This window comes from Winogradskyella forsetii (genome assembly GCF_013394595.1).
GTDB classification, from domain to species: Bacteria; Bacteroidota; Bacteroidia; order Flavobacteriales; family Flavobacteriaceae; genus Winogradskyella; species Winogradskyella forsetii.
Genome location: NZ_CP053348.1, coordinates 3,382,501 through 3,396,864 on the forward strand (window position 1 = coordinate 3,382,501; position 14,364 = coordinate 3,396,864).

At 34.4% G+C, this 14,364-nt stretch carries 9 protein-coding genes (1 of these 9 only partly in view); 4 read left to right on the plus strand and 5 right to left on the minus strand.

Going from position 1 to position 14,364, the window contains the following annotated elements; genetic code table 11:
- From HM987_RS14665 to HM987_RS14685, 5 genes are all read right to left on the minus strand, one after another.
- Window positions 1-1,614, minus strand: partial view of a putative porin gene (locus HM987_RS14665; protein WP_229724464.1) — the 5' portion only. The gene continues 306 nt to the left of window position 1, outside the view; only the first 1,614 of its 1,920 coding nucleotides appear in the window; the start codon lies at window positions 1,612-1,614; its stop codon lies beyond the left edge, outside the window.
- Window positions 1,615-1,788: 174 nt separating this feature from the next.
- Complete coding sequence (locus tag HM987_RS14670) at window positions 1,789-3,765, minus strand: S8 family serine peptidase (protein ID WP_179008791.1); 1,977 nt, start codon at window positions 3,763-3,765, stop codon at window positions 1,789-1,791.
- A 123-nt stretch (window positions 3,766-3,888) separates the two neighbouring features.
- Complete coding sequence (locus tag HM987_RS14675; protein ID WP_179008792.1) at window positions 3,889-4,668, minus strand: hypothetical protein; 780 nt, start codon at window positions 4,666-4,668, stop codon at window positions 3,889-3,891.
- A gap of 11 nt (window positions 4,669-4,679) precedes the next feature.
- A complete protein-coding gene (locus HM987_RS14680; RefSeq protein ID WP_179008793.1) occupies window positions 4,680-6,191 on the minus strand; it encodes a RagB/SusD family nutrient uptake outer membrane protein in 1,512 nt (503 codons plus the stop codon).
- Between the two features lie 11 nt (window positions 6,192-6,202).
- Complete coding sequence (locus HM987_RS14685) at window positions 6,203-9,496, minus strand: SusC/RagA family TonB-linked outer membrane protein (protein ID WP_179008794.1); 3,294 nt, start codon at window positions 9,494-9,496, stop codon at window positions 6,203-6,205.
- Between the two features lie 203 nt (window positions 9,497-9,699).
- Here HM987_RS14685 and HM987_RS14690 point away from each other — a divergent pair, with 203 nt between their 5' ends.
- From HM987_RS14690 to HM987_RS14705, 4 genes are all read left to right on the plus strand, one after another.
- The gene (locus HM987_RS14690; protein ID WP_179008795.1) at window positions 9,700-10,302 is read left to right on the plus strand and encodes a ribonuclease HII; all 603 of its coding nucleotides are present in this window, start codon (window positions 9,700-9,702) and stop codon (window positions 10,300-10,302) included.
- 34 nt (window positions 10,303-10,336) lie between these two features.
- A complete protein-coding gene (locus HM987_RS14695) occupies window positions 10,337-12,694 on the plus strand; it encodes a ribonuclease HII (protein WP_179008796.1) in 2,358 nt (785 codons plus the stop codon).
- 81 nt (window positions 12,695-12,775) lie between these two features.
- Window positions 12,776-13,825, plus strand: a complete 1,050-nt coding sequence (locus HM987_RS14700; protein WP_179008797.1) for a nucleoid-associated protein — start codon at window positions 12,776-12,778, stop codon at window positions 13,823-13,825.
- 3 nt (window positions 13,826-13,828) lie between these two features.
- Window positions 13,829-14,110 (plus strand): hypothetical protein, encoded by a 282-nt coding sequence (locus HM987_RS14705; RefSeq protein WP_179008798.1) that lies wholly within the window; start codon window positions 13,829-13,831, stop codon window positions 14,108-14,110.
- The last annotated feature ends 254 nt before the right edge of the window (window positions 14,111-14,364 follow it).

A 14,364-nucleotide genomic window follows, 5' to 3' on the forward strand; every position in this document is an offset into this window, starting at 1 on the left:
ATAATATAATGTATTTCGGGTTATGAAGTCTGGCACATTGAGGACGTCTTCATCGCTCACCACATTTTGATACATGATTGTATTGTCTAAGCCAAAATTACCTACCCTAAATTCCTTTTGAAGTTTTAACCTTAAATATTGAAGTGGTTTATCATATTGTTTTGGCTCAATAACATCAATTTGATCTACAGTTTCCTTTAGATTAAAATAAGTATAATTATCTATATTGGATATATCGAGTGAAGCGTTAAAAAACTTTTGTGATTGTACATTAAATTTTAACTGTTGCGTATTAATGTTCTTGAAATTATCAAAATTATACCAATTGTAATTGATGTAATCACTTTGGTATAACAAATAATTATAATTGGCAATTCTGGAATTGATTGCAATGCCTCCTGAAAGTGCTATGTCTTTGTTTAGTTTTAGACTAATTGTTCCATCTAAAAAACTACCAACAAATGTATCGGATAGATTTAGCCCACCTTTACCAGAAAGATTAAAACCTTTATAGGTCTTAGAGTATGTTCCTTCAATGCCGAGGAAATTAGATATAATTCTATTGGGTATAGTTTGCTGATTTGGAAATAACACGATACTATTATAACCATAATTAATATCGGTATAGTTCAAAGCAAAACCCACTTGACCCAATGTATTATTAGAATAGTTAAAACCAAGTGATGTTTGAAAGTTCTCTAAGGTTACTTTATCATTAATACTATTAGTAAAAACATCGCCAAAGTAAGCGGTCGCAGCTGCAGGTTGATTAAACTGATAGTATTTGTCTTCGAAAGCGACTTTATTAATTAAAGAAATAACATTGTTATTTAATGAGTCTTTTTCTTTGGTTATTCTATAAGAGTGTTGAAAATAGAACTGTTTCCCTTCTAATATGTTTTCCGCATTCTCAAAATTTGGATCGAATACGGATCGGTCTTTGAACTCTTCGTTTCCAGATGTGAAATTTTCTAGGTCCTCATCTTTAATTCCACCATTCTCTTGATTTAGTAAATCTTGCATGACGATATACCCTTTGGCAAAATACCTATTGTTCTTGGTATTATAGTTTGCAGTGAAACGAAAATTGCCAGAACTTGTTAATATATTTTGATACTTCCCTAAGGACCTTAGTCCTTTATACGCCAAGGAAAAATTAAACTGTTTAGATAAATTAACCGTAAAAAAAGCATCTAACAGTTGCCCTTGCTCAAAAGCGGTTTTATAAGTTAGTCTTGTCCACGGTGTCGGTACTTCATAAAACAGAATGTCTTCATGTTCTAAATAATTAAAGTGACGGGCTCTCGCACCAAAATTAGGTTGAGTTTGATTTTCTGAAGCATTAAAGCTTAGTGTGTTATAGGTCTGCCCAATATTAGCAAATGGCATTAAGCCAAAATTATCTTTTTGTAAGTAATTGAATTTGTAGTCTTTTTTAATTGTTAATGTGGTATCAACTTGAATTGAATCTAAAGTATTATTAAACTGTAGATACATATCAATTTTTGCTAACTTTTCAAACCCATTAGATCTTTTGGTTAGAGAAGTATCTTGTCTATTACCCGAACTTCTGCCTGTAAGTTTGGTTTGACCATCAACACTTAGAGCAAACAAAAAAAATATGATTATATAAGAATATCTTAGGCGCATTTAAAACTATGTGATTTTCAAACAAAGAAAACTATAAAATATTGTTTACAGGTAGAAAATTACAATATACTTAACATAAAAAGACCAACAGTCATAGATAATTGTTGGTCTCTTGAATTTAGAATAGAATAAATGTATTTATTCTATAATTATTTTATGTGATGTGATATGACTTCCTTTAGAAATGTTTGCTATATAAATACCCGAAGCCACTCCTCCTAAATTGATAGTCTTATTAAACTGAACAGTATTATTAACAAAGTTCTTATTGTAAACTATACGTCCGCTAATATCGTGAATCTCCACTTTTACATCTTCGTTATTACTTAAGTTAGAATCAAAGCTTATTGTAAATTCGCCTTTATTTGGGTTTGGAAAGACAACTAAGTTATTAGTCAATAGATTATTATCAACACCAAGAGTCACATTGTTGCCTGTTACTATTAAAGCAAAATCCTGACTTTGCGGATCAAAAGGACCACCTACGTTACCTTTTAAAACACCTTTATGGGTTACGGTTAAGGTATAAGTACCAGAAGAAGGAGCGTCTATATCTATCCTTTCAATATTATCCCTAATATTATCACCTTTTGAGTTAGAAAACCCTGAAGCAGCAGAAAACTCTAATTTCCATGGTAAATATTCCACACCATCCTTGGCAACTCTTAAGTCTAAGTCATTTACCAATCTAGGATCTTGGTTATTAGTAGCTCCATTCGCAACAGCAGCACCAGGCATATCGGTCCAACAAATTGTAGTACTTAATTTATCGCCTGCCTGAGCTGAAAACGTAACACTATAGGTTTCACCTTGGTCCAAAGTTAATTCATTTAAAATAGCTTCACCATTTAGAGCATCAGTTATTGTCTCTGCAGAAGCCTTTGCGTCTAAAAATCCCCATCCAAAAATAGGATCTGGACCCGTATTTGAAATATCATCAACTGCGGTATGGCAAACTAGCCCTCGTAAAGTTGATGAATTCATATAATCTCCATTTACCTGATTGTAATATTGTTGCAACAAAACCATAGTCCCTGTAGTATTTGGGGCTGACATTGATGTACCAGAAAGAGTAGCATAATTATTATCAGGATATGTAGAAAATACGCTACTACCGTCCGCCGCTATATCAGGTTTAATCCTTAAATCATCCGTAGGCCCCTGACTGCTGCTTGGATTAATTGCTAAATTTGTAATTTCATAGTTACCACTAAATATTGGTTGTTCAGCTACAGATGGATTCGCATTAGCAATAATGAGGCTATTCTTAGCATTTTTATCATCAGTTAATTTATCAAAGCCTGCATAAAGACCACCTGTATAATTTGTTGAACCAGCATTTCCAGCAGACATAACCATCAAATATTTAGGATTATTTTTAGCTATATTATCAATTGTACTAGCACTTTGAGTATATGCGCCAATGAAGGAGGCATCTAGTTGAGTTCCATCATCTCTATCTATTGGAACACCGTAAGAATGATTGGACAACAGAATAGGATTTGCAGCACTATTAACAGCCACCAGCATTTCAGCATTATCATTTGTCCAATTGTATGACTTAACATTAACGTTAGGAGCCATACCTAATGCGTTCGGATCAGTTCCGTTAGCCGCTATTGTACCCGTAACGTGAGTACCATGTGAACTAAAACCCGAATCACCATCAACAGTAGCACCATCTATTACGGTAATACGAGATCCAGTATTAGTACTATTAGCAAATTCTGGGTGCACGTCATATGCTGGTCCACCATCCCAAACCCCAACAGTCATATTGGCTCCATCAAGATTTAAACCTAAGCTTCCACCTGGTTGTAGGGCTGTAGTCTTGGTGGCTCTAGCCTCATTTAAATTATAGGAAGATCTATATAGCACATGACCATTTATCACATCGTAAATATGAGTAATGTTTAAACTATCTTTGAAAGTTATGGTCGTATTTGGATTTGCTACCAAATAGGCATCAATTCTAGCTAATCTTTCAGCCTCTTGTTTCTCAAGATATTTTAACAATTCGGCATTTTCAGTAGATAATTTAACCGTTTTGATATTTTGAGCAAAAGTACTGCCAAACATCATAAATATGGCCAGTGTAATTAAAAAATTCTTCATTTTCTCTTTATATTCCATTTTATTTGCAATATACAGTAATTTTTTTTGATTTCATAACTCATAATTTAATAAAAAAGCCACCTAATTTATTAGGTGGCTTTAAAAATAATAATAGTTGGAAATTTAATCTATTGTAAATGTAGCGGATCCTGAAGTAGGTACATTTGCAGGATTTCCTCCCGGTACGTCACCAGCAACAAGCTCATCATCACCAACTGATACCACAAAACCACCATCAGTATCTTCTCCATCTGCATTTACTCCATTTGCAATACCATCACCATATGCATCGTAAACTACAATACCATAATCACCTGATTCAAGACAAAACTCCGTAAGTATCGCTGAAAAATCATCGGCAGGATTAGCATAAGGCCCACCTGTTTGAATCACTGTTGGTGTTCCACTTAAATCATAAAGCTCCCATGTGGTTTCATCTGGCCAATCATCTGTAGTAATCACTAAATTAACAATTGTATCATCGCATCTTTGAGATACTCGAATTGTAAGATCATCACCAAAAGAAACACCCGCTAATGGTTCAAACGATAATGTTAACTCTTGAGGTTCAAAACCAAGAGTCTCATCATCAGTTATTGAAATTGACAGTGTTCCAACGTTAGAGTTGGCAGGAATTGTAACTTGTGCAGGTACAGAATTCGCTACAGTCAAATCATTTTCTACAACATTAACAGCAAAGGTTCTATCAGATGCAGTGACCGTACTAGATGCAACTAAAACATCGTAAGAATCCGAAACATCCTCGGTGACTAAAATTGTAGGCTTAGCTTCGAAACCTACAAAATTTCCTAGATCACCCTCTAGCTCGGCTTCGCATCCCACAAATGCCCCAGACAATAATGCCAGACAAATACATATTTTTATATTTCTAATTTTTTTCATAATTACTAATTTTAATTGTTTTGAGATGAAATGTTAGGATTATTAATTATCTCAGTTTCAGGAATCTGAAAAGACATCTCATCGGAATCATACTCAAAAGTTGTATTAGGTAGAAATAAGTGATTACTTCCACGCGTAACAGTTGCTTGATTACGCTTCATAGCCAAGTAGGTCTTTCCTTCGCCCCACATCTCAACACGTGTTTGAAAATAAACTTCGTCTATTAGTGCCTGGCCTGAAAACCCAGCTAAATAGGAAGTCGCCTCAGCTCCACCTCCATCAAGTCTAATAGATAATAAAGTCGAAAGACGCTGTTTTGCTTCAGCTTCATTGCCAAGTTTAGCAGCACACTCTGCACTTAATAAATAAAATTCTTCTATTCTCATGTAAATATAATCTGTAGTTACATTTCCTTGACCACCTTGAACTCTACCTGCATCAAAAAACTTATTAAGTGGCTGCAAAGGTGCAAAACCACCATTTTCAACAAACTGCGTTTTTCTGATGTCTGTATCTGGAATTTGAGAATATAATAAATTATCTATAGATTTAGTGTCTCCAGCTGAAGCATAACTATAAGTAAAATAATCGATTTGTCCCCACCAAGAGACTAAACCTACACCTAATTCTGGCGTATTATCAAATCCCCACATCCATGAAGGCGTGTTAACAGAAGTAAATCCAGATCCTTGACCAGGAAAAGCCAACTGACCGCGAGTAGTTAAAGGATAGGCGCCTGATGCAATAATAGCATCTGCCTGAACCTTAGCATTGGTGTAATCTCCCATTGCCGCATAAGTGTATGCCAACAAACCCCTTGCAACAGATTGATCTATTTCATTTTTAGCTGCTCTAGTATAACCCTGTAAATTCTCAACAGCAAAGGTTAAATCACTAACTATTAAATCATAAATCATCGACGCCTCTACTTTTGACGTAATAACCTCGTCAATAGCGTATAGAGGTAAGATTTCTTCATTAGGGTCGTATGCTGTTTGAAGAAATTGAGTCAAATAAAAATAAGAATAAGCTCTGTAAGCTTTGGCTTGAGCATTTATTCTAAGTACTCCAGCTGCCGTACCATCAGGTGGATTATTACCACCTGAAGTTTGAATAACTGAATTTGCCACACCAATAATTCTATAATAATAATTCCAAACAAGATTATTTTCCTGTCTTGTAAAATCTGTAGTAACAACAGTGTTAGCTGATGCATTATACCAACCAAAAGAACTAGTAGCCAACGCCATATCACCTGCGACGATATCAGAAAATATATCAATACCTTTCTGACCAATATCATAGTGACGAGCTGCTGTTGCACCTAAAGTTCCAAAAGGCTCTGCTATAAAACCACTTATACCATTTAAATTCCCCTCTATCAATGCTGGATTTAACTCTGCATTTTCAGAAATGCTAACATTAGTCAAAATACTAGTATTTCTTACTGGTTCTAAAAATTCCTCACTACAACCAAAAAATAAGGTCGCCAGTGTAAATAAATAAATTACATTTTTTTTCATATTGCTTTTTTTTAAAATTTAATTCTTGCTCCTAAACTAAAAGTTGTTAATGGCATGTAAATACCAGAGCTAGGCGCACCAATAGCCGTTGTTGGGTTTAAACCATCCCTTTGACTTAGCATCATTAAGTTATCACCAGCTATAAATAAACTAAGCGCATCCATTCCTAAAGACTCTACCACTGAAGGAGAGAATCTATAATTAATATTTAGGTTATTAAGACCAAAAAAGTCTGCTTTAGTCAAAAATCGTGATGACACTGCGTTTTGCTGACTATCAAGACCAAAATTAGCCGAAGTCCTTGGCACATCAGTAATATCGCCTGGTTGTTGCCATGCATTTCTTATATCTGAAGAAAAATTGGTTGCACCTATAACATCATTATCCATAAGCAATGAGTAAGCACTATCATAAACATATCCACCAATACTATAACTAAACTGAGCTGATATATCAAGATTTTTATAACCAAAATTCAATCTAAATCCTCCTCTAAAATCAGGTATTGAAGATTTACCTGTAAACACCGGAGTTGCATCACCATAGGTATTGGTTGTAGTAGTCCGTACGTTCGTACCAGGAGCCAGTTGCTGATACTCATAGAGCGTACCTGATGCATTATCATTAAATCCATCACCATCAACATCAATTTCAAAAGATCCACCATTAGCAGAAGATAACTCACCTTGATCAAAACTACCATTGTTGTTATCGTCTACATAATACAAATTCCATAATGCTTCACCATTTGCTGGGTTAACCCCTGCCCATTCTCTCATGTACCAATCAAAATCGGATTTACCAGCAGCGATCTGATTAAAATCATCAAATATAGGCGATTCACCAGTAAAAGGATCTGTTGGCATCTCTATGATCTCATTTTTGAATGTCTCAGCATTGAAATTCACAGAAAATCTAACGTTTTCAGTTTCAATAATCCTTGCACCGATATTTAATTCAATACCTTTATTTTGTAATTCACCGCTATTATAAAAAATATTTGCTTGACTACTTGACGGTGACAAATTCGCTCGTTGGATTAAATCTCTAGTTCTTCTATCGTAAAGATCTACATCTACATTAAGTCTACCATTTAACCAACTAGACTCAAAACCAACTTGAGTCACATAAGACGTCTCCCAAGTTAACTCTGGATTAGCAGCCGTATTACCAATCGTATAGGAAATTCCTCCATTAGGATCTTGATTAATAATAAATGACTGATAACCATTAGTATACCCAGTACCTGTATCTCCAATGATACCATAACTTGCTTTTAATTTCAAAAATTCTAGAGCGTCAAAATTAGATAAAAAATCTTCTTTTGTTACAATCCACCCTAAACCAACAGATCCGAAAGTTCCCCATTTATCATTTAAGAATCGTGATGAACCATCACGTCTTATGGACGAAGTTAAATAATACTTGTCTGCATAATCATAATTTAAACCTGCAAAATAACTATCCAATGTCCATCCCAATCTAAAACTCTCAGCTCTACCTGTAGAAGCAGCATATTGATCTAAATCTATGGCCCCAACAGTAAGCGCCGTTTGAGCAGAACCGCTTATTTGTCTAAAACGGTCGTCAGTAGATTCATGAGCAGCAAAAAGCTCTACATCATGGTCACCATAACTATTCTTAAAACGCAGCAATTGCAAGAAATTCTGATTAGTCCTAACATCGTCACTAAGGAACAAAGATCCACCTACTTCAGCCCCACCACCATAAAATTGGTTTTGTGTTGTTGCATTATTTCTAGCATCATATTGACCGCTATACCTCATTTCAAAGGAAAGCCAATCCGTAACTTGAGCATTAACATTAAAAGTTCCGAGTAAAGTTGTCGCATCATTACGACGTGTATCATAAGTTGCTACACCAACAGCATTGGTTGAAGTCCAAACACGTCTACCTGAATCAATACCATAATCATACTGATTTCCACCAAAAACTGGATCAGCAACAAGATTACCATCACCATCCCTTAAAAACACGTCATAAATAGCTGGTGTTGTATAATAAACACGGAAAGGGTTTGCAGAACTGGCGGCAACTGCTGAACCAGCATTAGTATTACGAGAACCAGTCCAAGCAATATTACTACCAATTGTTAACCAGTCTGCAGGCTTATGCTCTAGATTCAATCTTGTTGAAAATCTTCTATATCTTGAATTCACTGCATAGCCTTCGTTATTTAAGAACCCAACAGATGTCGCATACTTCGTAGTTTCATTACCACCTGAAAACTGCAAGTTAGATTCTGTTCTTTGGCCTGTTCCAAAAGCCGCATCACCCCATTTAGTTGGCGTGTAACGCCGTTGAACGCCTGAATTAAACCTACCTGTTGTAGGATCTATTAACTGATTACCAGGTGTACTCCATATATTATAAATATCACTAACACCAATAGATGTTCCATATAAATTATTACTTGCATAAGCTTCAGGGTCAGTATTACCACTTAATATAGCATTGTTTCTTAAAGCTTGCCAAGAAATCTCAACATACTCCTCTGGAGAGGTGATAAAATCGTATTCTGGCAAAAACAAAGTATTGACACTCGTAGTAACATCAATAGAAACCCTATTCACGCCAGCCTTACCCTGTTTTGTTGTAATCAAAATCACACCATTTGCACCACGTGATCCATAAATGGACGTCGCAGCAGCATCTTTTAAAACAACCATTGATTCAACATCAGCTTGATTCAGAGACTGCAAAACTGCTGTATCATTTCCATCAATTGGCGCACCATCAACAATATAGAGTGGTAATGAATTTCCATCAATAGAACCAAAACCTCTTATTCTAACTTGAGCAACACTCCCTGGCGCTCCACTAGTAGTAATAACATTTACGCCGGCAATCTCACCTCGCAAAGCTTGGGTTACATTGGCAACTACTTTTTCATTAATACCATCCATATCCACAACTGCCGCTGTCCCTGTGAATGATTCTTTTGTAGTTGTACTATAACCTACAACTATCACTTCATCTAAAGCACTATCAGCTTCTAATGCTACATCATAGGTACTTGAAGAACCAACTGTAACTTCGACATTCTTCATACCTACATAAGAGATGAGTAAAACATCTCCTTGATTGACCTGAATGGCATACTTACCATCAAAATCTGTTTGTTGACCCTTTGAGGTCCCTTTTACAATTACACTAGCTCCTGGAAGTGGCAAACCATCTTCCGCTGTTGTAACTGTACCTGTGACAGTTTTCTCTTGTGCAAAAGAAAACTGCATCACGAACGCCATAAAAAGCGTTAATAACCATGTTAATTTTAATTTCATAAAACAATTATTTGAGTTAGTCTATTTGCAAACATCATAATTAAATATTAAATAACCAAGTGTTTTTACTAAAAAAATGTTAATGCTTTACGTAACCGTCTACAAATCATTTTTTAGCTTTTTTACTAATTAACTCAATAGTTAGATGCAAAAACTGTAAAAGGGTTGCGTTAAAATTTTAACTTTGTTTAAAATTTATCATTTTGGCATTGAAAATTCAATATTCTTCTTATAATTTAGAATGTGGTACAGATGAAGCAGGGAGAGGCTGTTTGGCTGGTCCTGTTACAGCAGCGGCAGTTATATTGCCACCTACTTTTGAGAATACTTTATTAAATGACTCTAAACAACTTTCAGAAAAAAAAAGATATTTATTAAAACCTATTATAGAAAATCAAAGTGTTTCTTTTGGGATTCAACATATATTTGAAACCGAAATAGATTCCATAAATATTTTAAATGCGTCCATAAAAGCGATGCAAGGGTCTATTTCCCAATTAAGGCCAGAGCCTGAATACATTATAGTTGATGGAAATAGATTTAAACCTTATCAATCAATTCCATATACTGCTATAGTGAAAGGCGATAGTAAATATTTAAGTATTGCAGCGGCTTCAGTATTGGCAAAAACATACAGAGATGATTATATGGCGAAAATCCATAACGAATTCCCTATGTACAATTGGAAACAAAACAAAGGCTACCCCACAAAAGAACATAGAGCAGCCATTGAAAAATACGGTGTGACCAAATACCACAGAAAATCATTTAGATTATTACCTCAGCAATACAAATTGGATGTATAACTTTTTATATTTGTAGTTTTAATATTCAATGTAAATGAAGCGACTAGGTTTTTTAACTATTTTTCTTATCACCCTATTGTCCTGTCAAAGAGACTACAACAAAACCAAATTACCTTATAAATTTATTCCAACAGAAACCAATGCCATTATTAAAGTCAACGAGCTCAATGACTTTCTAAATAGTATAGAAAATAACGAAATTCTTTCTGACATATATAGTAAAGAGTTGGAAAACACTTCCAAAATTCTAAAACATTTCAATACCACCAACCCCATTTATATAGCGTATGCAGATTCAATTCATTCAAATTATTTAATGCTCACTAAAAATGACAGTACGTTATTTGTTATAGATTCTATCCCGAATCATATGTCAGAAACTTTGGTGGAATTAAAAATCGAAAAGACTCAAATAGATGACAATATCATTTACCATAAAATTATCGGAAACACTTTTGCCGGTTCAAACGATCTAGAACTTTTAAAAACTCTGAATTATGAAAATGAAAACACGGAGCTCAAAAAACTAATTGAAACTACTGATGAAAAATCGGTCGCTTCCATTTTATTTAACTCTAAAGCATCAAATTATTCTAAATTGCTATTTTTAGATGCTGTAAATAAAGACAACAGCAACTTCACAGTTTTAGATATTGGTTATTCTGATAAAGGCATAAATTACAATGGAATTTTAACCTCTAATGATTCAAGTGCCAACGTTCTCAAGAGTTTCAAAAATACCATTCCGCAAAAAATTAATGCGCCTTCAATTGCACCTTATAGTGTGAGTTCTTTAATCAGTATTGCCTATGATGATTTTTCAGTATTCCATAGAAATCATTCAAAAGACAGCACAATAGCAACTTCTGAAACCTTCTTGAACTTTACCAATGAAATTGCACTCATCGACAACGCACTTATTCTTCATTCACTAGACACAAACTTAATTTTAGAATCCATTGAAGATAAATCTCATTTTGAGTCGTTTAGAGATATAGACATCTTTGAATATGGTGATTCAGAGGTCTTCAAGTCCAATCTCAAACCCTTTGTAACTTTTGAAAATGCCAATTACTTTTCAGTGTTTGAAAATTTTATAGTTTTTGCCAGTTCTACCGAAACCCTTAAATCAATTTTAACGGATGTATTAAACAACAACACCTTAGCAAATTCAGAGGCGTTTCAAAGTATCAATGATAATTTAAGCGATGAAGCTTCACTATTTATCTTTAAGAATTCGGAAGGTTTATCCAATATTCTGGGTAAAACCATGAAAGGTTATAATGCCAATGCCGTTCAGTTTATAAATGAAGACAACTATACGCACATTAATGGAGTTGTTCAGAAATTTAAAAAGAGGGCAGCTTCAAATTCTGTCGCCGAAACATTCACTACTCAGCTTGAAGCTACGATTTTAATACCACCACAAGCGGTTAAAAACCATGTGACCAATGCACAGGATATTGTGGTGCAAGACGTCAACAACATGCTTTATCTCATTTCGAGTTCTGGTAATGTTCTTTGGAAAAAACAGTTGCAAGGAAAAGTCCTTGGTCACATTGAGCAGATTGATATGTACAAAAATGGTAGGCTGCAACTCGCTTTTACAACGCAAAACCGATTGTATGTTTTGGATAGAAATGGCAAAGATGTGTCGCCCTTTCCGTTAAAATTCAACGATGCTATTACGCAACCACTTTCCGTCTTTGACTACGATAAACGAAAAGATTACAGATTATTGGTAACCCAAGGAAAACATCTATTAATGTACAATGCTAAAGGGCAAACTGTTAATGGTTTTAAGTATAAAGCTAATGGCTCTGATATTAACTCACAACCCAAACATTTTAGAATAGGCTCAAAAGATTATATTGTTTTCGGAGCAGGCGAAAACCTTCAGATTTTAAACCGACAAGGCGATGTGAGAATCAATGTGAAAGATAAAATTCGCTTTTCGGACAATGCCATTTACTTATACCAGAATAAGTTTACTACCACTAATACGCTTGGTCAACTTATTCAGGTCGATACAAAAGGAAAACTAAGCACAGAAAACCTCAACTTAACCAATAAACACCAAATTACAACAACAAGCAAAACTCTGGTTTCCTTGCGCGAAAATAGATTGGTTATCAAATCTAGAACTATAGACTTAGATTATGGCGACTATACCGAGCCGAGAATTTTCTATTTGAATGACAAAATCTACGTGACCACCACCGATTTACAATCCAAAAAAGTATATCTATTTGATAGCCAAGCAAAATCTATCCCAAATTTTCCGGTTTTTGGTAGTGCAAGTGCAACTCTAGTAAAATTGGATGGTGAGCGCGGTTTAGAACTCATAACACAAAGCGACGATAAAACGATAGTCGTTTACAAAATACACTAAAAATAGCCTCTATTTTTCTTGAACAAAAGATTTCTATTTTGAACTCTGAAATTCTTAAAAATAAAGACCAATAATTTACTCATGATAAAAAGACAGAAAGCCTCAATTAAAAGTTGTATTATCCACAAGGTCGGCAACAAATTCAATGGCACAAAAAATGCGTTTTCAGATGCTATAGTACATTTCGATGAAGCCACTTACAATTTAATGTTACCCTATCTTTTGAAGCCATTTGTAAATGTTGCAGAAAGTTATCGGTTCCACCATCATAGTGACGTTGGACTCAATGAAATCAATACTTACAGCGAACAATTATTTAAAGACGATGCGGATTTTGTTGATATTTCTAAACACATCGTCACACACCTTTTTGAGCAAAGTAATTCGGCTCAAATCAAAACTGGTGATGTGCTTATTTGCCATTTTGAAAACGTGCAGTACGAAGACTATTTTACTGACGCCATAGGTATCTTTAAAATTGAAAATAAAACGGAGTTTTTTCAGACGTATTTAGAAGATAATAACTACGATATTTTAGTCCAAAAAGGCATTCAAGCCAAAAAGGTGGATAAAGGTTGTTTAATCCTAAATACCTCTGATATGGAAGGCAAAATTGTGTTCAGTGTTGATAACAATACTTACGATACGCAATATTGGATAAAAAGTTTTCTAAACATCAAATACCCAGACGATAGCAACCAACATACCAAGAATTGTATTGAGCTATGTAGGGAATTTTCAAAAGAAGTTTTACAACCCAATTTTGGAGGCCGAGAACAAAGTAATTTTCTGGCTAAAACGGTTGATTTTTTTAAGGAAAATGAAATCGTAAATATTGATACTTTCAAAGAAGAAGTCTTTGACGAAGAAGACCATATTCAACTTTTTGAAGACTACAAAAAGAGCTACGAAACCGACAATAAAGTCCTCATTAGAAATCAGTTCGATGTTTCTGAAATCGCCCTAAAAAAGCAAAAACAAAAGATTAAAACCGAAATAAAACTAGACACCAATATCCAAATAAAACTTGATGTTGATGCACCAGATGCTTCTGCAGAATATTTGGAACGCGGTTACGATGATGAGAAAAAAATGCACTTTTATAAGGTGTTTTTCAATGATGAGAGTTAGACTATGAAGACATTTGTAAAAATCTTTATAATTGTCCTGTTATTAGATATACTTCTAGGCTTTACCCTGTCCTATATCGTTGGCTGGGGTCAACCAAATTTTATATTTGAAGTAATTGACGAAATTATTTCCTTCCCAATTAGTTTATGGAATCGATTAATGCCAAATCATGGGATTTACGCTAATTCTACAAGTGTTTTTTGGCTTGTGATTATTTTTAATGCGCTCATACAAGCACTTGTTGTTTTTATGATAAAAAAATTATTAAAACGATCGAAACAGTAAAATTATCAGGATTTAGTTATAACCTGACTCTGTAAATTTAAAAGCCCAACTTGGTTGGACATATGCTGAACTTGTCTCTGTATCACTTGACATAAAACACCGACAAAACAATCAGCTATCCTCTAAAAAATTAGCTATAGGTCATTTTAAACGAAAGTCTTGAAATAAAGAGAAAAAGCGCGATCATTTGAGTATCATTCTTGTTTTTATTTGGATTTAAACATTTAAACAAATAACTTAGAACATCAATAGAA